Consider the following 26,048-nt stretch of genomic DNA (forward strand, 5'->3'; position numbering starts at 1 on the left):
ATGCGTGCGGCCGCACCGCGCAGTGGGGCGGCCGGCCCCGGGGGTGAGCGCGGGTGAACTTCTGGGAGTACCTGAGCAGCCGCCACCAGCAGCTGCTCACGGACGCCTACCAGCACGCGAGCGTCGTGTTCCAGTGCATGGTCGTGGCGACCGCGGTCGGCGTGGTGATCGGGATCGCCGCCTACGGCAGCGAGTGGGCCGGAAGTCTCGCGACCACGACCACCTCGACCATCCTGACCGTTCCCTCGCTCGCCATGATCGGTCTGCTCATCCCGATCGTGGGCCTGGGCGTACCGCCCACGGTGATCGCGCTGACGCTGTACGGGCTGCTCCCGATCGTGCGGAACTCGATCGTCGGGCTGCGCGGGGTCGATCCCTCGCTGGTCGACGCGGCGACGGGCATCGGCATGTCCCGGCTGATGCGGCTGGTACGGATCGAACTGCCGCTGGCCTGGCCGCCGATCCTGACCGGGATCCGCGTCTCGACCCAGATGCTGATGGGCATCGCCGCGATCGCCGCCTACGCCTCCGGGCCGGGCCTCGGCAACGAGATCTTCCGTGGCATCGGCTCGCTGGGCAGCAAGAACGCTCTCAACCAGGTCCTCGCGGGCACACTGGGGATCATCGTGCTGGCGCTGCTGTTCGACGCCGCGTACGTCCTGATCGGACGGCTGACCATTCCGAGGGGGATCCGTGCCTGAGGCTTCCACCACCGGGGCTCCCACCGGAGCGACCGCGGGCCCGGCCACCGGCGCGACCACGGGAGCGACCACCGGAGCCGCCACCGGCGCGACCACCGGCGCGACCATCGAGCTGGACAACCTCTCCAAGCGCTATCCCGGCAGCCCCTCCCCTGCCGTCGACAACGTCAGCATGGAGATCAAGGCCGGCGAGATCGTCATCCTCGTCGGCCCGTCCGGCTGCGGGAAGTCCACGACGCTCAAGATGATCAACCGGCTGATCGAACCGACCGGTGGCCGCATCCGCATCGGCGGTGAGGACGTCACCGACATGGACCCTGTGAAGCTGCGCCGGAAGGTCGGGTACGCGATCCAGTCCGCCGGTCTCTTCCCGCACATGACGGTCGGGCAGAACATCGCCCTCGTACCGAAGATGGTCGGCTGGCCGAAGGCCCGCATCAAGGCACGGGTCGAGGAGCTGCTCGACCTCGTCGGGCTCGACCCGGGTGAGTTCCGCGGCCGCTATCCGCGCCAGTTGTCCGGCGGTCAGCAGCAACGTGTGGGCGTGGCACGGGCGTTGGCCGCCGACCCGCCCGTCCTGCTGATGGACGAGCCGTTCGGCGCGGTCGACCCGATCACCCGCGACCACCTCCAGGACGAGCTGATCAGGCTGCAGCGCGAGCTGCACAAGACGATCGTGTTCGTCACGCACGACTTCGACGAGGCGATCAAGCTCGGCGACCGCATCGCCGTCCTGCGTGAACGCTCGCACATCGCGCAGTTCGACACCCCGGAGGCGATCCTCACCAATCCGGCCGACGACTTCGTGTCCGGGTTCGTGGGCGCGGGGGCCGCCCTGAAGCGGCTGAACCTGACCCGCGTACGGGACGTCGAGATCACCGACTATCCGACCGTCACCCTCGACGACCCGCTCCAGGAGATCTTCAACCGGCTCCGGGGCAGCGGCACGAACGAGATCCTGCTGCTCGACAAACGCGGACGGCCCTACAAGTGGCTCAGGCGCGGCGACCTCATGCGCGCCCGGGGCTCCCTCGCCCGGGCAGGCACGCTGGTGCACGACACGGTGACCAGGGACGCGACGCTGCGGGACGCGCTGGAGGCCGTGCTGACGGACAACGCGGGCCGGGTGGCGGTCACCGGGCGGCGCGGTGAGTACGAGGGCGTCGTCGACATGGAGATCCTCATCAACTCCGTGCACGAGCTGCTGGAGGCCGACCGGCTCGAAGCGATGGAGCACCGGCACGAACTGGAGGAGCTGCGGGCCGCCCAGACGCACGCCGAGCAGGAGGGCCCCGGAGGAGGGCCGAAGGCGTGACCGCCCCCGAGCTGGAGGAACAGGAGGAGCTGGAGGAGGGCCTGCCGGAGGGCACGGCGGAGGGCACCGCGCCGCCGCCCCCGCCGAGTCCGCCGAGGTCGCGCCTGACCTGGCAGAAGCTGACGGTCCTGCCCGCAGTGCTCGTCGCCGTCCTGCTCGCGACCTGGCTGTGGTTCCAGCAGGCCGACCTGGACCCGATCTCCGAGAACGCCCTGTCGAACGGCCAGGTCTCCAAGGCCCTGTGGCAGCAGATCGAACTGACCGCGATCTCCACCTTCTTCGTACTGATCATCGCGATCCCGCTGGGCATCCTGCTCACCCGCAAGGCGTTCAGGAAAGGCACCCCGGTGGCGATGGCCTTCGCCAACATGGGCCAGGCGACCCCGGCGATCGGCCTTCTCGCGCTGCTGGTGATCTGGCTCGGCACCGGCATGAAGGCCGCCCTGATCGGCATCACCATCTACGCCATCCTGCCGGTGCTGTCGAACACCATCGCGGGCCTGAAGGCCAACGACCCGACACTGCTGGAGGCTGCCCGCGGGATCGGGATGTCCCCGCTGGGAGTGCTGTCCAGGGTCGAACTCCCGCTGGCCGTCCCGCTGATCCTGGCGGGCGTCCGCACGGCGCTGGTCCTGAACGTCGGCACGGCGACCCTGGCGACCTTCGGCGGGGGCGGCGGGCTCGGTGTGCTGATCCAGACCGGCATCACCACCCAGCGGATGCCGGTGCTGATGCTGGGCTCGATCCTCACCGTCGCACTGGCCCTGCTCGTCGACTGGCTGGCCTCGCTCGCCGAACTCCTGCTCAGACCACGTGGGTTGGAGGTGGGGACATGAGACGGCGTACGGGTCTGCTGCTGGCCTCGGCCGTGGTGGCCGCGTCCGGTTGCGGTCTGCAGAGCGGCTCCCCCATGGTCGACGACGTTCAGCCCGGCTCGGCCGGGAAGGGCGAGCCCCTCAAGGGCGCCCATCTGACCGTCACCTCGAAGGAGTTCACCGAGCAGCTCGTCCTCGGCGCGATGATGGGCATCGCCTTCCAGGCAGCCGGCGCCGATGTCCTCGACCGCACCGGCATCCAGGGCTCGATCGGCGCCCGCGAGGCGGTCAAGAGCGGCGACGCGGACGGCATGTACGAGTACACGGGCACCGCCTGGATCACCTACCTGGGCAACAGCAAGCCGATCCCCGACCCGGAGAAACAGTGGCGGGCGGTGCGCGACGCCGACCTGAAGAACGGCCTGACCTGGCTGCCGCCCTCGGAGCTCAACAACACCTATGCCCTGGCCATGAACCAGGCCAACTTCAGGAAGTACGGGACGAAGACGCTGTCCGACGTGGTCGCGCTGTCGAAGAAGGACCCCGGCGCCGTGACCCTCTGCGTGGAGAGCGAGTTCGCCAACCGTGCGGACGGACTGCCGGGCATGGAGAAGGCGTACGGGATGAGCGTGCCCGCGAAGAACGTCACCCAGATGGACACCGGGATCATCTACACCCAGGTGAAGAAGGGCAGTTGCACCTACGGCGAGGTGTTCACCACCGACGGCCGCATCAAGTCCATGAACCTGGCCGTGATGAAGGACGACAAGAAGTTCTTCCCCAACTACAACGCGGCCCCCGAGATCAACACCAAGACCCTGAAGAAGTGGCCGGCGATCGCGGAGGTCCTCGCCCCGGTCACGAAGAAGCTGAACAACACGGTGGCCCAGACGCTGAACGCGAAGGTCGACGTGGACGGGGAGGATCCCCACCAGGTGGCGCTGGACTGGATGAAGCAGGAGGGGCTGGTCAAGTAGGTCGAGACCCACCTCGCCCTGCACCACACCCGCGCCGCCGGACTCCGCGCCGAAGCCGCCGAACACCGCCTCGCCACCCTCGCCAAGCGCCCCCGCGACCTGCGCGCCCGCCTCGGCTGGACCCTCGTGGAGGTCGGTCTGCGGCTTGCCGCCGCTCCCGGGCCGGCGATCGCCTAACAGCTCGGTACGGAACTCTTCCCCGACTCCAGCGCCACCAGCGAGTTCACCGCACCCTTCAGCGTGGTCACCGGAATCAGCCGCAGCCCCTTCGGCAGCTCGGACTTGGCGTCGGAGCACTCGGCCTTCGGCACCAGGAAGACGGTGGCGCCGTCCCGGCGCGCGGCCTGCGTCTTCAGCGCCACGCCGCCCACGGCACCCACCGTGCCGTCGTCGTCGATCGTCCCCGTACCGGCGATGGTGCGGCCGCCGGTGAGGTCGCCGCCGCTGCCGTTCCCTTCCAGCTTGTCGATGATGCCGAGGGTGAACAGCAGGCCGGCGCTGGGGCCGCCGACGTCGGCGAGCTTCAGCGTGACCTTGACCTTCTCGTCGCTGAGGTGCAGGTAGTCCAGCGCGGCCTGGGTCGCCGCGTCCTGCGACTCCTTCATCTGCGCGCTGTTGTGCTGCTCGATCTCCTTGGTGGACTCACCACTCGGGTAGACCGAGTCGCGCGGCATCACGGCCCGGTCCGTGGCGAACCAGGCACTGAGCACATCGCTCAGCGCCACACGCGTGTCCGGGTTGGTCGCCTCGATCGTCGTCATCCGCAGCTGCCCGCGGGTATCCCGGGTCTTCGCCCCCGAGATCGTGATCACGGCGGCACCCTGGTTGTCCCCGAGCACGTTCGCCGTCATCCCGGGCTGCGCCAGCGAGAACGGCAGCGGCGCGAAGGCCGCGGTGGCGACCAGCGCCACGACGGGCAGGGCGCATACGGCGAGGGCCTGGGGGCGTGTGAGACGAGAGAGCACGGGATCAATCTAACGTGGCGGTGACTTCCGGCCAGGTGCCGGTCAGCTCACAGTCAAGTCTCGCCGCTCCCTCGTGAACCGCCCGCAGTACGTCCGGGAGCGGTGCGATGCCGATTCCCGGGGCGGTGGTCGGGACAGGCAGGTGGCCGTCCCGCAGGACGAAGGGCTCGGCGCCGCCCTCGGCAAAGCAGCGGGCGGAGGCCGAGGTATCTCCCGGAAGGGCGAAGCCACCCCCTGAGCCACACCTCGCAGTCCCACGGAGACCTGCACCCCGCAGAACCGGCTGTCGGGACCCGCGTCCCATAGGGGCGCGGGGAACTGCGCGACCAGCCACAGAAGACCCGCAGCCGCCCAACCGCCCCATCGGCCCCGTCCGCCCCGTCCGCCCCGTCCACCTTGTCCGCCCAACCCAGCGGAGCGCTACCGAAGGGCCTCGGCCACCTCCCGCGCCGCGTCGACCACGCGCGGACCCACTCGCTCGGGCACCGCATCGGCCAGCATCACGACTCCGACGCTGCCCTCGACGCCCGTGACCCCGAGAAGCGGCGCCGCGGCTCCACTCGCCCCGGCCTCCAGCTCCCCATGGGTCAAGGTGTATCCGGGCTCCGCCACCGGCCTCGCCCGTGCGGCGAGGATCGCCCTGCCCGCGGCGCCCCGGTCCAGCGGATGCCGGAACCCGGCCCGGTACGCCACGTGATAATCCGTCCAGGTCGGCTCGACGACGGCCACGGCCAACGCGTCCGCCCCGTCCACGAGGGTGAGATGTGCGGTCGCGCCTATGTCCTCGGCCAGCGACCGGAGCGCCGGCAACGCGGCCTCCCGCACCAGCGGATGCACCTGGCGGCCCAGTCGTAGCACTCCGAGCCCGACCCGGGCACGGCCGCCCAGGTCCCGGCGCACGAGCGCATGTTGTTCCAGGGTGGCCAGCAACCGGTACACCACGGTCCGGTTCACACCCAGTCGGTTGGAAAGCTCGGTGACGGTCAGCCCGTGGTCCGTATCGGCCAGCAGCTTGAGGACACGCAGTCCCCGGTCGAGCGTCTGAGAGGTCTCCGCGGTCACGACGCCCACTCCTCCAAGTGGTGAGGTCGGCGGCCTCCGCGCGACGGTGCGACACCGAGTCCCGTCGGTGACGCGCAACAGAGGCCACCGATTGGCCGGCGGCCCGGCCTGTACCGAGCCGCGTCGCTTCACGGCTGCGCTCCGCGGCGGCTCTGCCACGGGGCGTATGCGTAGCGGGACAGTAGCGAAGCGGGTTCGCTCAGCGGAAGGCTCCGTCCAGAATCCGGGCACCTGAAGGGAGGGACTACCTCCGTTTGCCCTGATTCGTACGGCGCACAGCGCGGACCGTGCACCACATCCGCACCTGCACTCGCACCCGGCGGACACGCATGGCGGCCGCCTGACGGACAACGGTACCGGGCGTCACCGCATGCGCGTGGCCCACTCCTGCACCTTGGCGATCCGCTGCCGCAGCTGTCCCGCCGTGGCCTCGGCGCTGGGCGGGCCGCCGCACACGCGCCGCAGCTCGGTGTGGATGACCCCGTGCGGCTTGCCGCTCTGGTGGGTGTACGCCCCGACCATCGTGTTGAGCTGCTTGCGGAGCTCCATCATCTCCTTGTGCGAGACGACCGGCCGCCGCTCGGCGGGCAGCTCCAGCAGGTCGGCCTCCGCGTCCGGCTTCTTGCGGCTGTGCGCGATCTGCCGGGCCTGCCGCTTCTGAAGGAGGAGCTGCACCTGATCCGGCTCCAGGAGGCCCGGAATCCCGAGGTAGTCCTGCTCCTCCTCGCTTCCCGGGTGGGCCTGCATACCGAACTCGGCGCCGTCGTAGAGCACCCGGTCGAAGACGGCCTCGGACTCCAGGGCCTCGAAGGAGAACTGTTCCTGCTCGCCGGTGTCCTCGTCCTGCTCCTTGTTCGCCTCCTCCATCTCCTTCTCGGATTCGGCGTACGGGTCCTCCTCGCCCTCCTTCTTCGGCTTGTCGAGGGCGTGGTCGCGCTCGACCTCCATCTCGTTCGCGAAGGTGAGGAGGTCGGGGACGGTGGGGAGGAAGACGGAGGCGGTCTCGCCGCGCCGCCGGGACCGCACGAAGCGGCCGACGGCCTGGGCGAAGAAGAGGGGGGTGGAGATGGTCGTGGCGTACACACCCACGGCCAGCCGCGGGACGTCGACTCCCTCGGACACCATCCGCACCGCGACCATCCACCGGTCGTTGCTGCCGCTGAACTCGTCGATCCGGCTGGAGGCGCCGGCGTCGTCGGAGAGGACGAGGGTCGCCTTGCTGCCGGTGATCTCGCGGATGAGCTTGGCGTACGCGCGGGCGGAGTCCTGGTCGGAGGCGATGACGAGGGCGCCCGCGTCCGGGATGGCCTTCCTGACCTCGGTCAGCCGCTGGTCGGCGGCGCGCAGGACGCTGGGCATCCACTCGCCGCGCGGGTCGAGGGCGGTGCGCCAGGCCTGGCTGATCGCGTCCTTGGTCATCGGCTCGCCGAGCCGCGCGGCGATCTCGTCGCCCGCCTTGGTCCGCCAGCGCATGTTGCCGCTGTAGGAGAGGAAGATGACAGGCCGGACGACGCCGTCCGACAGCGCGCTGCCGTACCCGTAGGTGTAGTCGGCGGAGGACCGCCGGATCCCGTCGTTGCCCTCCTCGTACGTCACGAAGGGGATGGGGTTGGTGTCGGACCGGAAGGGCGTACCGGTGAGCGCGAGCCTGCGCGTGGCCGGCTCGAAGGCTTCGAGGCAGGCCTCGCCCCACGACTTGCTGTCACCGGCGTGATGGATCTCGTCGAGGATCACGAGGGTCTTGCGCTGCTCCACGCGGTTGCGGTGCAGCATGGGCCGCACGCCGACACCCGCGTACGTCACCGCGACGCCCTGGTAGTCACGGCCGAGCGGACCCGCGCTGTACTCGGGGTCCAGCTTGATCCCGATCCGGGCGGCCGCCTCGGCCCACTGCTTCTTCAGGTGCTCGGTCGGGGCGACGACGGTCACCTGCTGCACGACATGGTGGTGCAGCAGCCAGGAGGCGAGGGTGAGCGCGAAGGTCGTCTTGCCGGCGCCCGGGGTGGCCACGGCGAGGAAGTCGCGCGGCTGCTCCTGGACATATCTCTCCATCGCCCCCTGCTGCCAGGCACGCAGCTTGCCGGCGGTGCCCCAGGGGGCCCGGCCGGGGAAGGCGGGAGAGAGGTGGTGGGAGGCGGCGGTGGTAGTCACGATCTCCGTGGGGTGGTCGGGCGGCCTGGGTATGACAACCGGGCCACCCTACCGGCGGCCCGCGGCTGTCAACGCGCGGACAAGGCCGGGTCACCCCGGGGTGCGACTCACCTCACATCACCTCTCGTCACCGCACGTCACCTCGCGGTACCGGAGCAGGGACGCCGGGCGCCGACGCGAAGCCGGCCCTCCCCTTTCATGAACGGCGTATGGCAGTCCCGTTGCAGCCCCTCTGGTTTCCTTGAGCGCCCCTTCGCCCCGCCGTACGGTCGTCTCACCGAGTTCGGAACGGAGCCCAGCGCTCCGACCGACCCGGCCGTGTGCCCGAGTGGCTCAGGGACTCGCCTGCAAAGCGAGTTACGCGGGTTCGATTCCCGCCACGGCCTCAACCTGCCGTACCAGGCAAGGCGATTGAGAGGGCGGCACCCCCTCGGGGGTGCCGCCCTCTCAATCGCCTTGCCTGGTTCCTTTTTCTTCTGGTCCTTCTGGTCCTTCTGGTCCTTCTGGTCCTTCTGGTCCTTCTGGTCCTTCTGAAGTACGGCCATCGGGCCAGCCGTTGGATTCCGCGGATTTCGCGTGCGTCACCCGGTTGGCCGCGCACGAGATGAAACCAGCAGCGGGGGCGGGCAAATTGATCCACGTGAACGCAACTCACAAAACCCGAACGGAGATATCCATGTCACGAATATGTGCGATCAGCGCCGCCCTCGGCCTCGCTCTCGCAGCCGGACTGGCCACGGCCTCAAGCGCAGTGGCCGCGCCATCGGCACTTCACTCCGCCACGAAGACCACGACGGTCCAGTCCAGCCCCGTCACCTCCGACCACGGCGGCTGGGACGACTGGGACGACGACTGGGGCGGCGACTGCAACGGCACCGGCAACATCTGTGCGTGACAGTTGAGCCAGGGCAGGCAGAGGAGGAGGGCCATGTGCCTGCGCAGTTCCTCCTCCGTCTCCCCTTCAGCGCAACACCCGATCGTGTTCGGCGGTGACGTCCCGCGCCCCGGACGCAGCTGTTAAAGCACCCCGCCCGCCTCGTCCCGGAACGCCTGCGTCCAGTAATGCCAGTCCGCGTGCGTCGTGATGGCCGTGGGGTCGACGGAGGAGAGGACCTGGAGCATGGTCGCGGCCAGTTGGTCGTAGGCCCGAGTGGTGAGTTCGTGGGACAGCGCCTCGTCGATCGTCCGCTCCCGGTGGTGCAGCCAGAGGGTGAAGGCGAGCGTGGAGACGTCCGTGTTGAGGGGGTAGAGCTTCGCCTCGGGCTCGCTCCAGTTCAGTACCTCGCCCGTCGCACCGTCCACCACCAGGCTGTTGTCCTCGACCAGGTGGCCCAGGCGTATCAAGTGATCGGCTCTGGCCGGGAGTTCGAAGAAGGAAGCCGCACCTGAGCGGTCACCCCCGGCGTACTCCGCCTGCGTCTGCAGCGGAACCTCCGTGTCGAGCCGGAAGAGGACCGTGTCCTCCGGCAGGCCCGTCTCGCGCAGGAAGCGCCGGGTCGGCTCGTGGGTGAGCGTGGCCGGGAAGTCGACGTCCTCGAAGCGAACCACGCGCCCGAGTCCGAACTCCTCGTCCAGAAGGCGGGCCGGGACATCCAGGGTGAGGCCACCCGCCGTGCCGGGACCGGTGGCGAGGGACAGGGGGCGGATCAGGGCGGCGGCCTTCCAGTACGGCGGGACCTCGCCGCCCGTGCCCTCCTCGAACAGCGCCAGGAGCTGCCTTGACGCCTCGGCCGCCGCCTTGCTGCCGTGGCGGCCCGCGAAGGAGGCGAACTGCCCCCGCAGGTCGGCGAGTTCCTCGGTGACCGCGGCGAAGCGCACCAGCGCCTCCAGGGAGGGTGCCAGGGGACGGTCGCCCAGCAGCTCGAACAGGTACGCGGTGCTGATCTCACCGGTGCCGCCGTCCAGGAGGATCGACTCCACCGGCATGCCCGCGGGGGCCGACAGCTCCCCTATCACCAGCCGGTCCCGCAGCCCCTCCGCCAGGCCGGCGCCGCCGTCCGTGGCCTGCGCCTGCGTGTGCAGCCCGCCCGTGCGCGGTGCGGCGAACCTCAACAGGGCGCTGTCGCCCGGCAGTCCGGGTCCGGTCAGCCGGCGACGCGTCGGCATGTGCGTCACCAGAGGATCGAGTTGGTCCTCGGTGAAGGTGATCGCCAACGTGGCGACATCGGTCGTGCTCATTGCTTCCCCCGGATGTTCCCGCTCACAGTCCCCGCGCGGGGCCTGCCGGCCGCGTGGCGCGACCCCGTGGCACGACCGTCCGCCGCATGGTCCCGCGGGCAGTTCTCCACTGCCCAGAACACTACGCCCGACCACTGACAACGCCCTGGATCGCGCCGCACCACGGCGCCGCACCACGGCGCCGCACCACGGCGCCGCACCACAGGAACGCTCAGCGCACCCTGGCCCGTTCCCGCCCGGCGAGGATCGCCTCCACCGTCTCCCCCACCGTCAGCTCCGAGCTGTCCAGCCACAGCCCGAGCCGGGGAGTGTCCGCCCGCAGCGCCCCGTCCAGGTCCTCGACCGTCCACGCGCCGTAACCCGTCTTCGCCCGCCCGGTCTCCCGTGCCGTGACGGCCTCGGGGCTCGGAGCCAGTACGACGACGTACAGGGGACGCGTGCGCACCAGGCCTACGTACGCCGTCAGGGCGTTACCGAGGACCACGTCCTGGACCACCGCCGTGAACCCGGACTCCGCGTACGCGTCCGCCGTCGCCGCCGACAGCCGGTACCGCAGCCGGAGTTGGGCCTCGCCCTCGCCGTCGGCCCCGGGGACGTAGTCCTCGCGCCCGGAGACGATCATCCGCCGGAAGAGGTCACCGCGGACGTGCGCCGCACGGGGCAGCGTCTCCGCCAGCGCCTGCGCGACCGTCGACTTGCCGGCCGCCATCACGCCGGTGATCAGCACCACTCCGCGCAGCACGGGTCAGGTCCTAGGTGAGGTACACGCCACCGAGGACGACCGCCAGTGCCGCCACCATGAACAGCAGTACCCACATCAGCAACTTGCCGACGCTGGGCGGCGGTTCGTAGCGCGGCTCCTCGGGGCCGGCCCCGGGCTCGGGGGCGGTCATCGGTCCGTCACCACTGCGGCCTGCGGCCTTATCGGCAGCCGGTTCACCGGGCGGCCCGTGGCGGCCCGTACGGCCGAGGCGACGGCCGCCGGGGAGGTGACCACCGGCGCCGCGCTGACCGCCTTCGCGCCGAAGGGTGCGACCACGTCACGCTCCTCGACGAGCTTCACGATCCGGATGTCGGGCGCGTCCAGCGCCGTCGGCAGCGCGTAGCCCGTCAGATCCGGGTGGCGGATCAGCCCGCGCGCGGTGCGCAGGTTCTCCGTCAGCGCGATGCCCACGCCCTGCGTGACGCCCGCCTCGATACGGGCGGCCAGCTGGGCCGGGTTGAGCACCCGGCCGACGTCCTGGGCGAGCGCCAGCTCCACGACCCGTACCGAACCGAGTTCGATGTCGACGTCGACGACCGCGCGGATCGCGCAGAAGGCCATTCCCACGAAGGCGTCGCCCTGGCCGTGCTCGCCGAGCGGCTCGGTCGGGTGCGGGCGGCACTGGGCCGTCGCCCACAGTTCCTTGCCGTCCATCGCCTCGGTGACGGTGGTCGACAGGACCCCGTCGTACGAGGTGATCTTGCCGTCGGTGATCTGGAGCAGTTCGGTCGACATGCCGAACTTGTGGGCGAGGGGCTGCAGGAGCTGTGTGCGGACCATCTTGGCCGCACGCTCCACCGCGCCGCCGGACACCCAGGTGTGGCGCCCTCGGCAGCCCGCACCGGCCGGGGGCTGGTCGGTGTCGACGGGCGCCACGTGCACCTCGTCGATGCCGAGGGTCTCCTGGACGATCTGGCGGGCCAGCGTGGTGAATCCCTGGCCCGTCTCGACGGCCGCACACAGCACCGTCGCCACACCGTCCTGGACCTTCACGGTCGCCGTGGAGACCTCGTCGGCGCCCTCCGCGCCGAGCATGTGCACCATGCCCAGGCCGTAACCCACGCCCCGGCGCACCGCACCCGGTTCGCCCGCGCCCTCGGGGCCGCCGGGCAGCAGCCACTCGTCCTCGGGGGTGTCCTTGGGCAGCGCGGGCAGCGGGAAGTCCCGTACCGCCTGCAGCAGTTCGGCGACCGGCGCCGGGCAGGTCACCGTCTGTCCGGTCGGGAGTACGTCGCCGGTGGCCAAGGCGTTGCGCAGGCGCAGTTCCGCCGGGTCGAGGCCCAGCTTCTTCGCGAGCTTGTCCATCTGGGCCTCGTAGGCGGCGCAGACCTGCATCGCGCCCTCGCCGCGCACATGGCCGGAGGGCGGGTTGTTGGTGCGTACCGCCCAGCCCTCGATGAAGGCGTTCGGGACGACGTAGGGGCCGCAGGCGAACCCCACGGCGGCCGCCAGCGCCTCGGAGGAGGTCTCGGCGTACGCGCCCCCGTCGAGCAGGATCTGCGCCTCGACCTTCACCAGCCTGCCCTCGGCGTCGGCGTGGTGGCGGTAGCGCAGGAGGGTCGGGTGCCGGTGGGTGTGGCCCAGGAAGGACTCTTCGCGCGTCGCGGTGAGTTTGACCGGGCAGCCCGTCTTCAACGCCAGCAGGCCGAGCGGGAGTTGGAAGCCCTGGTCCTCGCGGTCGGCGGTGGCGCCGGGGACCCCCGTGACGACGATCTTGACGCGCTCGGGTTCGAGGCCGTAGCAGGCGGCGGCGGTGTCGCGGTCGTTGTGCGGGTCGGTGGAGGCGAGGTAGAGCTCGACGCCGCCGTCGGGACGGGGCACGGCGAGGCCCGCCTCGGCGCCGATCGGGGCCGGGTCCTGGCGGCCGATGCGGTACTGGCCCTCGACGACGATCTCACCGACCGCGTCCGGGTCGCCGTGTCTCAGCGGGATGTGCCGGATCAGGTTGCCGTCGGGGTGCAGCGGTTCGGCCTCGAAGGCCTGCTCGGGGTCGGTCACCGGGTCGAGTACCTCGTACTCGACGCTGATGGCCGCCGCCGCCATGCGCGCGGTGTCGGGGTGGTCGGCGGCGACGGCGGCGATGGGCTCGCCGTGGTGGCGCACGACCTCGGAGGCGAACACGGGCCGGTCGGCGATGCCGCGGCCGTATCGGGCGGTGCCCGGCACGTCCTCGTGCGTGACGACGGCCCGTACGCCGGGCATGTCGCGCGCGTGGGAGGCGTCGATGGACACGATGCGCGCGTGCGGGTGCGGGGAGCGCAGGACGGCGGCCCACAGCAGGCCCTCGGCCCACAGGTCGGCCGCGTACGGGAACGTGCCCTCGGTCTTGGCGCGGGTGTCGGCGGCCGGCAGGGAGGCGCCGATGCCGTGCGGCAGCTGCTCGGGGGCGGGTGCTGCCTCCGCGGGGGTGGTCGCGGTGGCGGCTTCGTTGCTCACGCCTGGCCTCCGTCCTGTCCGTACGCCTGGTCATGCGGTCCCGGCGTCGCGGGGAACCCGGGTGACGCGAACGCCGACGGGTTGACACCGCCGGCTCCCGGACCCGCCTGGTGAGGGATACGTGCCTCGTCGCCGTCCTGTTCGGAAGCGTCGCCTTCGGAGTGCGCCTCGCGTTCGGCGACGACCTCCTTGACGGCGTCCACGACGCCCCGGTAGCCGGAGCAGCGGCACAGATTGCCGCACAGGGCCTGGCGGGTCTCCAGCTCGCTCGGCGCCGGGTTGCCCTCCAGCAGGTCGTGCACGGTCATCGCCATGCCGGGCACGCAGAAACCGCACTGCACCGCGCCGCAGCGGGCGAGCGCGCGCTGCACGTCGGAGGGCTGCCCGTCGACGGCAAGCCCCTCGACCGTACGGACCTCGCTGCCCGCGGCGGTCACGGCCGGCACCAGGCAGGAGGCGACGAGCCGCCCGTCGACCTGTACGTTGCACGCCCCGCACTCGCCCTGCGAGCAGCCGTCCTTGGCGCCCGCGAGACCGAGCCGCTCGCGCAGCACGTACAGCAGCGACTCGCCGATCCAGGCGTCGGAGACGGGACGCTCCACGCCGTTGACGCGCAGAACGTAGGCGGCTAGGGGGTGTTCCTCGCCGGGGGGCGGCGGGGTCTCGTCGGCGGCGTCGCCGGTGACGTCGGCGTCGGCGTCCGGGCCGTCGGAGGTGTCCGGGGCGGCCGAAGTGTCCGGCGTGTCGGGCGCGTTGGCGGCGAGGGGCCCGGCGACGGTATCGACCGGGGACTCCGCAAGCGGCTCGGCGAGCGGCTCCACGGGCCCTTCAGGCGCCTCGGCGGCCCCCTGGGCACCCTCCGCCGCCCCGATGGCCTCACCGGGCCCGAGAGCGGGCTGCGAGGCGGGTTCGGCGGGCGCCTGCGCGTACGGGTCGGTGGCGGGCCGGCCGTCGTGCGGTGGGGCGGGCTGCTCGGCGGTGTGCGCCGCCGCGCTCTCGGGCTCGTGCCCGGCCGGGTCCTGCCGCACGGGCGCGTGGGCGGTGGACCCGAGGTGCTCCGGCAGCTCGTCGGGCCGGCCACCGGGATGCGCCGGGGACTGCTCGTAAGTGTGAGCGGCCGTATGACCGGCCGTGTGATCTGCGTCCGTCGGCGACCCGGCCGCGTGGTCGTGGTCGTGCTCCTGCCCGGGTTCGTCCCCGGGCGCCGTCGGGTCCTCGGTCTGCGGCTGCCCCCACGGCTGTCCCGCCGCCTCCGTCGCCCAGGGGGCGGGGGCGCCTCCGGGGAGCGTGGCCGGCGGCGTGCCGCCCCACTGCTGCACCAGGGACGACGTGGTGAACTCACCCGATTCGTCCGGAAGATCACCCCCGGCCACGGGGATCGACCACTGCCCGGTCACGTCGTGACCCGGCACGGGGCCTGACTCCCGGGTCGCCGTCTCCTCGAAGTTCCACTGCTGCGTGGCCGCGGGGTTGTACGTGAACCGGTCGTTCCCGGTGTCCTGGGGCACGGCGTTCGGGTCGGGCCACTGGGCGCCGTCGGCGGGCACCGCCCAGCTGCCGGTCGCCGCCGGGTCGGTCCCCGCGGTCGTGCCGGGCGTGACCGTTATCTGCGGTGGCACATAGCCGTGGCCGGGCGCGGCGAGCGGACTGTCCGCGCCGGCCAGGAGGGCGTCGATCCCCCCTTCCGGCAGTTTCACGAAGGCCGTGGCGCCGTCGTCGTAGTCGCCCTGAGGCAGCGGATCCCAGCGGCCGCCGCTGCGGGGCGTTCCCTCTCCCTGCTGGTCGTCGGTCACGACAGCGCCCTCCCCAGTGCTCGTCGGGCCAGCGCGGCGACGGTGCGCCGCAGGTGCAGTACGGCGGGCGGAAGCTGTGGGACGGTGCCGTCCCCCTCGGGCACGGGGTCGGGGATGCAGGCCGCGGCGACGTACTCGCCGAAGGCGGTCAGCGCCTCCGGGACGATCGCCCGGCCGTTGTCCCAGTCGATGAGCCGGGCGACCCACTGCTCGGCGTCCAGGGGCCTGAGGGGCATCGGCGCTATGGCACCGACGGCGCACCGGACTCCGCGCCTGGCGGGGTCGAGGACGAGCGCGACGGACGCGGCCGAGCGCCCGGGGCCGGTCCGGCCGGTCGCCTTCAGGAAGACCTGCGGCGCGTGCAGCAACGGCACGCGCACGAACGCGATGAGTTCGCCGCCGCGCAGCATGTCCACGCCGGCCAGCAGGTGCGACACCGGGATCTCCCGGCGGGCTCCGCCCGGGCCCGCGATGATCAGTGTCGCCTCCAGGGCGGCCAGCACAGGCAGCGCGTCCCCGGTGGGGGCGGCCGTGGCGATGTTGCCGCCCAGCGTGCCCGCGTTGCGGATCTGCGGCGGGCCCGCCGCGCGCGCCGCGGCGGCGAGCGCCGGGATCAGGGCGGCGAAGTCGGGGCGGCCCATGCGGGCGTGCGTGAGTCCGGCGCCGAGCAGGGCGTGCCCGTCCTGGTACTGCCAGCCGCGGATCTCGCTGATCCTGCCGAGACCCACCAGTGCGGCGGGCCTGAGCTGGCCGGAGTTGACGGCGGCCATGAGGTCGGTACCGCCGGCCACCGGCACGGCGGCGGGCGCGGCGGCGAGCGCCGCCACGGCCTCGTCCAGTGTCGTGGGCAGCGTGACGGCCTGCGCCGCCTGCGGTGCGTGCGTGGTCAAACCGGCTGCCCCTTCCCGCTGCCCCACCTGGTCCCAGCTGGTCCCGCCTGTTGCTGCCGTACGGTACGTGCTGACAGGGCGGACGTGGCAACTCTGGCACATCTTCGCAGGGGCCGAAGACGGGGGTCCGCTAGGAGGCATTCGCCCACCTCACCAGGGAGATGGTCCGTTTTCGCACGGCATCACCGGTGCGTACCGATTGCACCTCTTCGTCGATTCTTACGACTTTTTCGCCCGTTCGGGAGTTCAGCTATCTGTTCGGGGGTGCCCCCTCGGCCGGCCGCCCGAGCACCCCGGGGCGCTGCTGCCAGGGCATGGGGCCGGCCGGCGGCCGGTAGCCCACGCCCAGGGCGTCAAGTCGCCGGTAGTGGACGGCCATCCGCCGCTCGAAGCCGGCGAAGTCCCGCTCCGCGGGGGCCGGCAGGGAACTCCAGGCCACCTCCGAGAAGGCCGAGAGCCGCGGATACGTCTGGTAGTCCACGCGCGCCTGATCCTCCATCACCTCGGTCCACACGTTGGCCTGGGTGCCGAGGACATGGCGGGACTCGGCCTCGGTGAGCTGCGGCGGAACGGGCTCGAACCGGTAGACGTCCTCCAGGGTGCGCACGTATCCGATCGGCACCGGCTCGTCCTCGCCCGCCGCCTGACGGTGGTCCAGATACACGTACTGCTCGGGGCACATGACGACGTCGTGGCCGGCCCGGGCGGCCGCGATGCCGGCCGCGTAGCCGCGCCACGAGGAGACGGCCGCGCCCTCGGCGAGGCCACCCTCGACGATCTCGTCCCAGCCGATGAGCCTGCGCCCGCGCGCGGAGAGCCATTTGTCGAAATGGCCGATGAACCACGACTGCAGCGCGTCCTCGTCGGCGAGCCCGAGTTCCCTGATGCGCGCCTGCGCGGCCGGCGACTGCCGCCACTGGTCCTTGAGGCATTCGTCACCGCCGACGTGAACGAACTCGGAGGGGAACAGGCCCAGCAGTTCCTCGAACACCCCCTCGTAGAAGCGCAGGGTGTTGTCAGTGGGGGCGAGTACGTTGGCGGAGATCCCCCAGTTGTCCCAGACGGGGACCGACGTCGTGTCGATGACGTCGGTGTTGCCGAGTTCCGGGTATGCGGCGATGGCCGCCTGCGAGTGGCCGGGCACGTCGATTTCGGGGACGACGGTGATATGCCGCTCGGCGGCGTAGGCGACGATCTCCCGGATGTCGTCCTGCGTGTAGAAGCCTCCGTGCGGCTTCTCCTCCCACAGGGGTGAGGCCCGGTGGCCGAATTTCGTGCGCGCCCGCCAGGATCCGACCTCGGTCAGCCGGGGGTACCTCTTGATCTCGACGCGCCAGCCCTGGTCGTCCGTCAAGTGGAAGTGGAAGACGTTGAGTTTGTGCGCGGCCATCAGGTCGAGGTGGCGCAGGACACCGTCCTTGGGCATGAAATGCCGGGCGACGTCGAGCATGAGGCCGCGCCAGCGGAATCGGGGCGCGTCCTGGATGCTGACCGCGGGCACTTCCCAGCCCCGCTTCGGAGTGACCGGTGCGCGGCGGAAGGCGTCGGGGCCGAGGAGCTGGCGGAGCGTCTGGGCGGCGTAGAACAAGCCCGCTTCACCGGCTCCCCGCAGATACACGAGGTACCCGTCGGCGACGAGGGTGTACGCCTCCGGGTCCTCGCCGTCCCGCGGTTCGATGCGCAGCATGATGCGGTCGCCGCTGTCGGTGTGCGGGCGCAGCGGCAGCCCGGTCGCGGCGCCGACGGTGGCCCGCAGCCACTGCGCGACCCGCTCGGTGCCGGGGCCGGCGTCGATCTCCGTCCCGGCGCCGAGGACGTAGCCCACGCCCCCGCCCGGGAGCGCCGCCCGCACGCTGCCGGGGGCCGGAACCAGTCCTGTCTCGGAAGCCATGCCAGTCGTGTGCATCACGTCGGTCACGTCAGTCACGTCAGTCCTTTACCGCTCCGCCGAGGCCGGAGACCAGCCGTCGCTGTACGAGTACGAAGAACACCAGCACCGGAATCGTCATCACCGTGGAGGCGGCCATGATCCCGTCCCAGTCGGGATCGTCCGGCTTGCAGACAAGATGGTCCGAACCGGAAGCGGAATCGCGTCACAGCGGTCGCGGCGGTCGCGGCGGTCGCGGCGGTCGCGGCGGTCGCGGCGGTCGCGGCGGTCGCGGCGAAAGACGCGATTGGTGCCGAGACGAAGACGACACCGCCCGCCACCACAGAGCTGTTGACGAAATACCGACCGAAATCCTGCTGCCCGAAGACACGCCGAAGGAATCCAGGTGGATGAAAGTGTCCGCGGGGGCCGGGCCAGGCCGGATCGATCTTCCCGGCCGGTCTGACGGCGCGGAGCACCCTGCAGTACCGGGAAAGCAACGACGACCAGCCCGCGGAATACGCGGAGGGGGGTCCCACGGATCGCCCCGTGAGTTTCCTGCTTCGTCGCCGGCTGCCGAACTGCTCGTACAAACGCGCCGAGGCCCCGAGAGCGCGCCGAACACGCGCCCCGGAGGCCCCGCACAGATCAGGCCGGACCGGGCAGGAAGGCCGGTCCTACTTGTCGCCGCCCTTGCCCTTGTCGTCGCCGCCGGCGCCCATGGACTCGTAGATCTCCTTGCACATGGGACACACGGGGTACTTCTTCGGGTCGCGCCCCGGTACCCACACCTTGCCGCACAGCGCCACGACAGGGGTCCCGTCGAGGGCGCTCGCCATGATCTTGTCCTTCTGGACGTAATGGGCGAAGCGCTCGTGGTCGCCGTCGCCGTGGGACACCTGTGGCGTCGGCTCTACGAGGGTCCCCGTACCAGTCCCGCGCTCGGGCTCAAGAGTGCTCATAAAATCCAAGGGTACTGAAGCTCACACGCATCAGTTGAGCGAAGGGTCGTCCGGGTAGGTGGCCACCATCGCCAGTTCGCTGCGCTGACGTCGCAGGACCTCTCGCCAGAGTCTCTCCGGGGACGGCGAGGAGACGTCGCCCGGCTCCGACTCGACGACGTACCAGGCGCCCTCGACCAGCTCGTCCTCCAGCTGGCCCGGGCCCCAGCCGGCGTATCCGGCGAAGATCCTCAGGCTGCCGAGGGCCGAGGCGAGCAGCTCGGGCGGTGCCTCCAGATCGACCAGACCGATCGCGCCGTGCACTCTGCGCCAGCCCAGCGGCGCCCCGTCGACGGCTCCGCCGCCGGGAATGACGGCGACCCCCAGGGCCGAGTCCAGGGACACGGGGCCGCCCTGGAACACGACGCCCGGTTCACCCGCGAGGCCCGCCCAGTCCTCCAGGATGTCGCCGACGTCCACCGGGGTGGGGCGGTTGAGGACGACACCGAGGGAGCCCTCCTCGTCGTGGTCGAGAAGGAGCACCACCGCACGGTCGAAGTTCGGGTCCGCCAGGGCGGGCGTTGCCACGAGCAACCGCCCTGTGAGCGAGGACACCTCGGTCATGGCAGACATGATCCCGCATCCCACCCGCGCGTGGGTAGGCGATACGAAAACGGGCGCCGGTGCGTGATCAGCGCCGACGCCTCCGTGTGCCCGCAAGGGAACGGTTCGTGTTTTGAACCCTCCCCAGCTGGAGCGGGGGATTCCTGGCTCACGCTGCTCGACCGCTCGTCGAACGGCCAAGGCTCACACGATCAGCACCAGCCGGGTTGGAACCAGCCCGGTTGACATCAACGTCATCAAGCTGCGCGGTGCTTGGTTCTCGGACCGCACACCAGGAAGCTTAGTCGATTCTGTGTGCGGCGATTACCCTTTCCCTTCTGGCCCCTGCCCGACTCATCGGAACGCGAGATACATGACCGTCAACGGCAATGACGACGTACTGCTTGTCCACGGCGGAACCCCGCTGGAGGGCGAGATCCGTGTCCGCGGTGCGAAGAACCTCGTACCGAAGGCCATGGTCGCCGCCCTGCTGGGCAGTGGACCGAGTCGACTGCGCAACGTTCCGGACATCCGTGACGTGCGTGTCGTACGCGGACTCCTGCAACTGCACGGGGTGACGGTCCGTCCGGGTGAGGAGCCGGGCGAACTGGTGATGGACCCGTCCCATGTGGAGAGCGCGAACGTCGCGGACATCGACGCGCACGCGGGGTCGAGCCGGATCCCGATCCTCCTCTGCGGTCCGCTGCTGCACCGCCTAGGGCACGCGTTCATCCCGGGCCTCGGCGGCTGCGACATCGGCGGTCGGCCGATCGACTTCCACTTCGAGGTGCTGCGGCAGTTCGGCGCGACGATCGAGAAGCGGGCGGACGGCCAGTACCTGGAGGCACCGCAGCGGCTGCGCGGCACGAAGATCCGGCTGCCGTACCCGTCCGTGGGCGCGACCGAGCAGGTGCTGCTGACGGCCGTCCTCGCGGAGGGCGTCACCGAGCTCTCGAACGCGGCCGTGGAGCCGGAGATCGAGGACCTGATCTGCGTCCTGCAGAAGATGGGCGCCATCATCGCGATGGACACCGACCGCACCATCCTCATCACGGGCGTGGACAGCCTCGGCGGCTACAACCACCGCGCCCTGCCGGACCGTCTGGAGGCCGCCTCGTGGGCGTCCGCGGCGCTGGCGACCGAGGGCAACATCTACGTCCGCGGCGCCCTGCAGCGCTCGATGATGACGTTCCTGAACACCTACCGGAAGGTGGGTGGCGCCTTCGAGATCGACGACCAGGGCATCCGCTTCTGGCACCCCGGCGGCCAGTTGAAGTCCATCGCGCTCGAAACGGACGTGCACCCGGGCTTCCAGACGGACTGGCAGCAGCCTCTGGTGGTCGCCCTCACCCAGGCGACGGGCCTGTCGATCGTCCACGAGACGGTCTACGAGTCCCGCCTCGGCTTCACCTCCGCACTCAACCAGATGGGTGCTCACATCCAGCTGTACCGCGAGTGCCTGGGCGGCTCGGACTGCCGCTTCGGCCAGCGCAACTTCCTCCACTCGGCCGTAGTCTCGGGCCCCACGAAGCTCCAGGGCGCCGACCTGGTCATCCCCGACCTGCGCGGCGGCTTCTCGTACCTCATCGCCGCCCTTGCGGCCCAGGGCACGTCCCGCGTCCACGGCATCGACCTCATCAACCGCGGCTACGAGAACTTCATGGAGAAGCTCGTGGAGCTGGGGGCGAAGGTCGAGCTGCCCGGTAAGCCTCTCGGCTGAGTCCGGCGGAACCCGCCCGGCCGGTCTTCGAGCCGGTCGGCACGCGGCACAACGATGGGGCGGCACCCGGATTTCCGGGTGCCGCCCCATCGCATTCGCCTACGCGCCGTACACCGTCCCGTGAGGTGCAGGCGGCAAGGTCACTTGCCCTTGGCGGCTTCCTTGAGCTTGCTGCCCGCGGAGACCTTGACGCTGTAGCCGGCCGGGATCTGGATCGGGTCGCCGGTCTGCGGGTTGCGCGCGGTGCGAGCGGCACGGTGGGTGCGCTCGAAGGTCAGGAAGCCGGGAATGGTGACCTTCTCGTCGCCCTTCGCGACGATCTCGCCGACGGTCTCGGCGAAGGCAGCCAGAACGGCGTCGGCGTCCTTGCGGGTCACCTCGGCGCGGTCGGCCAGCGCGGCCACCAGCTCACTGCGGTTCATGTCGTTACTCCCGTGTTCTTCTTGCCATTGAGGCGTGCCACGCGGCGGAGCCGCATATCGGGCACGGTGAAGCCGATGCTGCCAGGGTCCTCGGTGAGGCCCCGGACCCGGGTCCGTGGCCAGAGCCCTCGCGCCCCGGGACGCATCCTGCCCCCACCTGCGGCGCGAAAGCCAATCCGGCACCCGCAGGAGTCGTGAGAACACCCTTGGGAGTCACACGAAAAGAGGGTCTGAACCTGGCCGACACGATAAACGCCGACCAGGAGGGCCGGGTTCCACGACGCGCCGGTGCAAGGCCTTGCCGTGGCGATCCTCACAACCTCGGCACGTCGCCCCGCCCCCGCCCTACGACGCTGCCGCCGCCCTGGCCGCTTCCCGCACCGCGCCGGCGACCGCGCCCGCGACCTTGTCGTTGAAGACGCTCGGGATGATGTAGTTCGGGTTCAGCTCGTCCTCGGTCACCACGTCCGCGAGGGCGTTGGCGGCGGCCAGCATCATCTCGGTGTTGACCGTGCGGGACTGGGCGTCCAGCAGGCCGCGGAACACACCCGGGAACACCAGCACGTTGTTGATCTGGTTCGGGAAGTCGGAGCGCCCGGTGGCCACAACCGCCGCCGTCTGCCGGGCGATTGCCGGGTCGACCTCGGGGTCGGGGTTCGCGAGCGCGAACACGATGGCGCCGTCGGCCATGGCGGCCACATCGTCGCCGTCCAGCACGTTCGGGGCGGAGACGCCGATGAAGACATCCGCTTGGCGAACGGCTTCCTTCAGCGTGCCGGTCAGGCCCTCGGGGTTGGTGTTGTCGGCGATCCAGCGCAGCGGCGAGTCCACGGCGGCCTCGCGCAGGTCCTCGCGGCCGGCGTGCACGACGCCGTGGATGTCGGCGACGACGGCGTTCTTGAGGCCCGCGGCGAGCAGCAGCTTGAGGATGGCCGTACCGGCCGCGCCGGCGCCGGACATGACGACCCGGATGTTCTCAATTGCCTTGCCCGTGACGCGCAGTGCGTTCGTCAGGGCGGCGAGGACGACGATCGCGGTGCCGTGCTGGTCGTCGTGGAAGACGGGGATGTCGAGGGCCTCGCGCAGCCGGGCCTCGATCTCGAAGCAGCGGGGCGCGGAGATGTCCTCGAGGTTGATGCCGGCGAAGCCCGGGGCGATCGCCTTGACGATCGCGACGATCTCGTCGGTGTCCTGGGTGTCCAGGCACAGCGGCCAGGCGTCGATGTCGGCGAAGCGCTTGAAGAGGGCTGCCTTGCCCTCCATGACCGGCATGGCGGCCATCGGGCCGATGTTGCCGAGGCCCAGCACGGCCGAGCCGTCCGTCACGACCGCGACGGTGTTGCGCTTGATGGTGAGGCGGCGGGCGTCCTCGGGGTTCTCGGCGATCGCCATGCAGACGCGGGCGACACCCGGCGTGTAGACCATGGAGAGGTCGTCACGGTTGCGGATGGGGTGCTTGGACTGCATCTCGATCTTGCCGCCGAGGTGCATCAGGAACGTACGGTCGGAGACCTTGCCGAGGGTGACGCCCTCGATGCCGCGCAACTGCTGGACGATCTCGTCCGCATGGGCGGTGGAGCTGGCCGCGATGGTGACGTCGATCCGGAGCTTCTCGTGGCCGGAGGCGGTCACGTCGAGGCCGGTCACCGAGCCTCCGTGGGACTCTACGGCCGTGGTGATCTGGGAGACCGCGGTTCCACTCGCGGGCACCTCCAACCGGACCGTAATCGAGTAGGAGACGCTGGGCGCCGTTGCCATGGCCGACTTCCTCCGCTTTCACCGTGACGCTGGGTATGCCGTCCGATGGTCGCACCTACCGTCGGGTAAGCGTTAGTCACCCTGGATTGCGAACGTTTTGTTCACGGCACGAAGAAGGCCCGCGTCACGATGTGACGCGGGCCTTGCAGGTCAAGTGGCACCGACCCGCCATGCTCGCCTCGCGGCAAGTGGTCGCTCGTAGCGACGAAGGTTGGGCCCGGGGGCTTGGATCGAGCCGGTGCCACACCCAGGCTAACAAACAGATCCCGTAAGGCCATTCCCGTGCCGAGAGTTCATCCGGTTACTCGTCCCGGAGCAGGTCTGGAACTCCGTTCAGGTCCGGTTCGTCCCGGTCCGCCGAGACGATCGTCAGCTGCTGGGTGGCCCGGGTGAGGGCCACGTAGAGCACGCGCAGGCCCGCCGGGGACTCGTCGGCGATCTCCGCGGGCGAGACGACGACCGTGGCGTCGTACTCCAGGCCCTTCGCCTCCAGGCTGCCGAGGGCCACCACCCGGTCGCCGAGTCCGGCGAGCCAGCGGGCCGCCTCGTCGCGGCGCTGCATGGCGACGACGACGCCGACGGTGCCGTCGACGCGGTCCAGGAGACGGGCGGCCTCCTCGCGGACGGTCTGTGCGAGGGAATCCCGTACGACGCTGAAGCGGGGTTCGACGCCGGTGGAGCGGACCGCCGACGGGGACTTCGAGCCGGGCATCGCGAGGGCCAGTACCTTGGCCGCCAGCTCGGCGATCTCGGCCGGGTTGCGGTAGTTGACGGTGAGCTGGAAGCGGCGGCGGGGGCGGGTGCCGAGGGCCTCGTCGCGGGCCTCGGCCGCCTCGTCGGGGTCGGACCAGGAGGACTGGGCCGGGTCGCCGACGACCGTCCAGGTGGCGTGCCGGCCCCGGCGGCCGACCATGCGCCACTGCATGGGCGTGAGGTCCTGGGCCTCGTCGACGATGACGTGGGCGTACTCGGTGCGCTCCTGAGCGAGCCGCTCGGCCCGCTCGCGCTGCGACTCCTCGCGCACCGGCATCAGCTCCTCCAGACCGGTCAGCTGGTCGAGCGGGTCCAGTTCGCGCTTCTTCTTCGGGCGGACCGGACTGCCGAGGATCGAGTGGAGCTCGTCGAGCATGGCGATGTCGTGCACGGAGTGGCCGTCGCGGCGCAGCGAGCGGGCGACCCGGCGGACCTCGCCGGGGTTGAGGATGCGGCGGGCCCAGCGGCCCAGGCGCCGCTCGTCGGACATGGCGGCCAGGACGGCCCCGGGGGTCAGCTCCGGCCACCAGGCGTCGAGGAACGTGATGAAGCTGTCCTCGTCGCAGATGTCCTCGTCGAAGGAGGAGCGCAGCTCGGCGGCCAGCTCGGGGTCGGTGTGCCGGCCGGCCGCGCCGGACTGGTCCCACAGGGCGTCGAGGAGGAGCTTGCGGGCGCGGGGGCGCAGCAGGTTGACGGGCGCGGTGCCGCCGAGGGCGGCTGTTCGCACGCGGTCCAGTTCCGGTGCCTCCAGCTCCAGACGCCGGCCGAAGGCGACGACCCGCAGGCGGGTGGGCTGGGCGGCCGGGGTGGCTGCACCGCTGTCGTCGCCGAGGGTGAGCTGACCGGAGGCGGGGGCGGGGGCGGCAGAGCCGAGTTCCAGCGCTCCCCGTGCCGCCTTCCGCAGGACCTTGAGCATGCGGTACGAGCCCTTGGCGCGGGCGATGGACGGGGAGTCGTACAGGGTGGCCTCGGCGCCGACCGCGTCCACGGCGAGTGAGCCGATCGCGCGGATGGCGACCTGGCCCTCCTCGCCGAGGGAGGGCAGGACGCCCTCGGTGTAGGCGACGAGCAGCGGGGTCGGGGAGACGATGAGGATGCCACCCGCGTACCGGCGCCGGTCCTGGTAGAGGAGGTAGGCGGCACGGTGGAGCGCCACGGCCGTCTTGCCCGTGCCCGGGCCGCCCTCGACGTAGGTCACCGAGGCGGCGGGGGCGCGGATGACCATGTCCTGCTCGGCCTGGATGGAGGCGACGATGTCCCGCATGGTGTGGCTGCGGGCCTGGCCGAGGGCGGCCATCAGGGCGCCGTCGCCGATGACGGGCAGCCGGCGGCCGTCGAGGAAGGCCTTGAGCTCGGGGCGCATCAGGTCGTCCTCGACACCGAGGACCCTGCGGCCCTTGGAGCGGATGACGCGCCGGCGCACGACCCGGCCCGGGTCGACGGGGGTGGAGCGGTAGAACGGCGCGGCCGCGGGGGCCCGCCAGTCGATGACGAGGGGGGCGTACTCGGAGTCCAGTACGCCGATGCGGCCGATGTGCAGGGTCTCGGCGATGTCCGCGGTGTTGTCGTCCCGGACGGCACCGTCGGCGGGCTCTATGGCGGTGTATGCACCGTCCGGCCCCTTCTTGCCGTCCTTGCCGGGCAGCAGATCGATCCGTCCGAAGAGGAAGTCCTCGAACTCGTTGTTGAGCCGGTTGAGGTGGACCCCCGCCCGGAAGACCTGTGCGTCCCGCTCGGCGAGCGCGCCGGGCGTGCCGACGTGGCCTCGCTTGGCTGCGTCGTGCATGAGGAACTCCGCCTCGTGGATCTTTTCCTCAAGGCGCCGGTACACCCGGTCCAGGTGTTCCTGTTCGACGCTGATCTCCTGGTCGCGACTTGAGTCGTGATCCGAGTCGAGCGCGGTTTCCTGTTGAGCCTGTGCGGCCACCGGGCCCCCTT

21 protein-coding genes, 1 tRNA gene and 1 pseudogene are annotated in these 26,048 nt (G+C 71.0%); 7 read left to right on the forward strand and 16 right to left on the reverse strand.

Annotated elements, in window-relative coordinates; translation table 11 throughout:
- The first annotated feature begins 53 nt into the window (after positions 1–53).
- The 4 genes from OOK07_RS16225 to OOK07_RS16240 are packed head-to-tail and all read left to right on the forward strand — an operon-like array spanning position 54 to position 3,808.
- Positions 54–701, forward strand: coding sequence for an ABC transporter permease (locus tag OOK07_RS16225; protein ID WP_266680864.1), 648 nt, complete (start codon positions 54–56; stop codon positions 699–701).
- Entirely contained in the window at positions 694–2,016 is a 1,323-nt protein-coding gene (locus OOK07_RS16230) for a betaine/proline/choline family ABC transporter ATP-binding protein (RefSeq protein WP_406311799.1), read from the forward strand. Before OOK07_RS16225 ends, OOK07_RS16230 begins: the two co-directional genes overlap by 8 nt.
- A complete protein-coding gene (locus OOK07_RS16235; RefSeq protein WP_406311801.1) occupies positions 2,013–2,852 on the forward strand; it encodes an ABC transporter permease in 840 nt (279 codons plus the stop codon). The genes OOK07_RS16230 and OOK07_RS16235 overlap by 4 nt, the downstream gene beginning before the upstream one ends.
- On the forward strand, positions 2,849–3,808 hold the full coding sequence (locus tag OOK07_RS16240; RefSeq protein WP_266797125.1) for a glycine betaine ABC transporter substrate-binding protein: 960 nt from the start codon (positions 2,849–2,851) through the stop codon (positions 3,806–3,808). The genes OOK07_RS16235 and OOK07_RS16240 overlap by 4 nt, the downstream gene beginning before the upstream one ends.
- 173 nt (positions 3,809–3,981) lie before the next feature.
- Here OOK07_RS16240 and OOK07_RS16245 read toward each other — a convergent pair whose 3' ends face one another.
- The 3 genes from OOK07_RS16245 to OOK07_RS16255 all read right to left on the reverse strand — a co-directional run bounded on the left by OOK07_RS16245 (position 3,982) and on the right by OOK07_RS16255 (position 7,986).
- A complete protein-coding gene (locus tag OOK07_RS16245) occupies positions 3,982–4,773 on the reverse strand; it encodes a YlbL family protein (RefSeq protein ID WP_266797126.1) in 792 nt (263 codons plus the stop codon).
- Positions 4,774–5,193: 420 nt separating this feature from the next.
- On the reverse strand, positions 5,194–5,835 hold the full coding sequence (locus tag OOK07_RS16250) for an IclR family transcriptional regulator (RefSeq protein WP_266515280.1): 642 nt from the start codon (positions 5,833–5,835) through the stop codon (positions 5,194–5,196).
- A 363-nt stretch (positions 5,836–6,198) separates the two neighbouring features.
- Positions 6,199–7,986: a DEAD/DEAH box helicase gene (locus OOK07_RS16255; protein ID WP_266797127.1), complete on the reverse strand. Its 1,788-nt coding sequence runs from the start codon at positions 7,984–7,986 to the stop codon at positions 6,199–6,201.
- A 314-nt stretch (positions 7,987–8,300) separates the two neighbouring features.
- Here OOK07_RS16255 and OOK07_RS16260 point away from each other — a divergent pair.
- A tRNA-Cys gene (locus OOK07_RS16260) sits at positions 8,301–8,372 on the forward strand.
- A 290-nt stretch (positions 8,373–8,662) separates the two neighbouring features.
- Complete coding sequence (locus OOK07_RS16265; protein ID WP_266680872.1) at positions 8,663–8,881, forward strand: hypothetical protein; 219 nt, start codon at positions 8,663–8,665, stop codon at positions 8,879–8,881.
- Positions 8,882–9,003: 122 nt separating this feature from the next.
- Here OOK07_RS16265 and OOK07_RS16270 read toward each other — a convergent pair whose 3' ends face one another.
- The 10 genes and pseudogenes from OOK07_RS16270 to OOK07_RS16315 form a co-directional block, all read right to left on the reverse strand.
- Positions 9,004–10,164 (reverse strand): SUKH-4 family immunity protein, encoded by a 1,161-nt coding sequence (locus OOK07_RS16270; RefSeq protein WP_266797129.1) that lies wholly within the window; start codon positions 10,162–10,164, stop codon positions 9,004–9,006.
- Positions 10,165–10,375: 211 nt separating this feature from the next.
- Entirely contained in the window at positions 10,376–10,903 is a 528-nt protein-coding gene (locus OOK07_RS16275; protein ID WP_266683539.1) for an AAA family ATPase, read from the reverse strand.
- 13 nt (positions 10,904–10,916) lie between these two features.
- Positions 10,917–11,057: a hypothetical protein gene (locus OOK07_RS16280; protein WP_266680876.1), complete on the reverse strand. Its 141-nt coding sequence runs from the start codon at positions 11,055–11,057 to the stop codon at positions 10,917–10,919.
- Positions 11,054–13,363, reverse strand: coding sequence for a xanthine dehydrogenase family protein molybdopterin-binding subunit (locus tag OOK07_RS16285; RefSeq protein WP_266680878.1), 2,310 nt, complete (start codon positions 13,361–13,363; stop codon positions 11,054–11,056). Before OOK07_RS16285 ends, OOK07_RS16280 begins: the two co-directional genes overlap by 4 nt.
- Positions 13,360–15,156 carry a 2Fe-2S iron-sulfur cluster-binding protein gene (locus OOK07_RS16290; protein ID WP_266797131.1) on the reverse strand — a complete coding sequence of 599 codons (1,797 nt, stop codon included), beginning with the start codon at positions 15,154–15,156 and terminating at the stop codon, positions 13,360–13,362. Before OOK07_RS16290 ends, OOK07_RS16285 begins: the two co-directional genes overlap by 4 nt.
- Positions 15,153–16,046 (reverse strand): FAD binding domain-containing protein, encoded by an 894-nt coding sequence (locus OOK07_RS16295; RefSeq protein ID WP_266797133.1) that lies wholly within the window; start codon positions 16,044–16,046, stop codon positions 15,153–15,155. The genes OOK07_RS16290 and OOK07_RS16295 overlap by 4 nt, the downstream gene beginning before the upstream one ends.
- A gap of 250 nt (positions 16,047–16,296) precedes the next feature.
- Complete coding sequence (locus tag OOK07_RS16300; RefSeq protein WP_266797135.1) at positions 16,297–17,937, reverse strand: beta-N-acetylhexosaminidase; 1,641 nt, start codon at positions 17,935–17,937, stop codon at positions 16,297–16,299.
- A gap of 37 nt (positions 17,938–17,974) precedes the next feature.
- Positions 17,975–18,103 (reverse strand): annotated as a pseudogene (locus OOK07_RS43685) (carbohydrate ABC transporter permease); the annotation flags it as partial.
- 487 nt (positions 18,104–18,590) lie between these two features.
- Positions 18,591–18,875 carry a DUF3039 domain-containing protein gene (locus OOK07_RS16310; protein WP_266515309.1) on the reverse strand — a complete coding sequence of 95 codons (285 nt, stop codon included), beginning with the start codon at positions 18,873–18,875 and terminating at the stop codon, positions 18,591–18,593.
- A gap of 30 nt (positions 18,876–18,905) precedes the next feature.
- The gene (locus OOK07_RS16315) at positions 18,906–19,478 is read right to left on the reverse strand and encodes a YqgE/AlgH family protein (protein WP_266680884.1); all 573 of its coding nucleotides are present in this window, start codon (positions 19,476–19,478) and stop codon (positions 18,906–18,908) included.
- A 352-nt stretch (positions 19,479–19,830) separates the two neighbouring features.
- Between OOK07_RS16315 and murA the strand changes: the two genes are divergently transcribed.
- Positions 19,831–21,177, forward strand: a complete 1,347-nt coding sequence (murA, locus tag OOK07_RS16320) for a UDP-N-acetylglucosamine 1-carboxyvinyltransferase (protein WP_266680886.1) — start codon at positions 19,831–19,833, stop codon at positions 21,175–21,177.
- Positions 21,178–21,317: 140 nt separating this feature from the next.
- On the opposite strand, the gene OOK07_RS16325 is transcribed toward murA, so the two are convergent.
- From OOK07_RS16325 to OOK07_RS16335, 3 genes are all read right to left on the reverse strand, one after another.
- Positions 21,318–21,599 (reverse strand): HU family DNA-binding protein, encoded by a 282-nt coding sequence (locus OOK07_RS16325; protein ID WP_007382399.1) that lies wholly within the window; start codon positions 21,597–21,599, stop codon positions 21,318–21,320.
- 345 nt (positions 21,600–21,944) lie between these two features.
- Positions 21,945–23,357 carry an NAD-dependent malic enzyme gene (locus tag OOK07_RS16330; protein WP_266797137.1) on the reverse strand — a complete coding sequence of 471 codons (1,413 nt, stop codon included), beginning with the start codon at positions 23,355–23,357 and terminating at the stop codon, positions 21,945–21,947.
- Positions 23,358–23,658: 301 nt separating this feature from the next.
- Positions 23,659–26,037 carry a HelD family protein gene (locus OOK07_RS16335; protein ID WP_266797139.1) on the reverse strand — a complete coding sequence of 793 codons (2,379 nt, stop codon included), beginning with the start codon at positions 26,035–26,037 and terminating at the stop codon, positions 23,659–23,661.
- Between the last annotated feature and the right edge of the window lie 11 nt (positions 26,038–26,048).

The organism is Streptomyces sp. NBC_00078 (genome assembly GCF_026343335.1).
Taxonomy (GTDB): domain Bacteria; phylum Actinomycetota; class Actinomycetes; order Streptomycetales; family Streptomycetaceae; genus Streptomyces.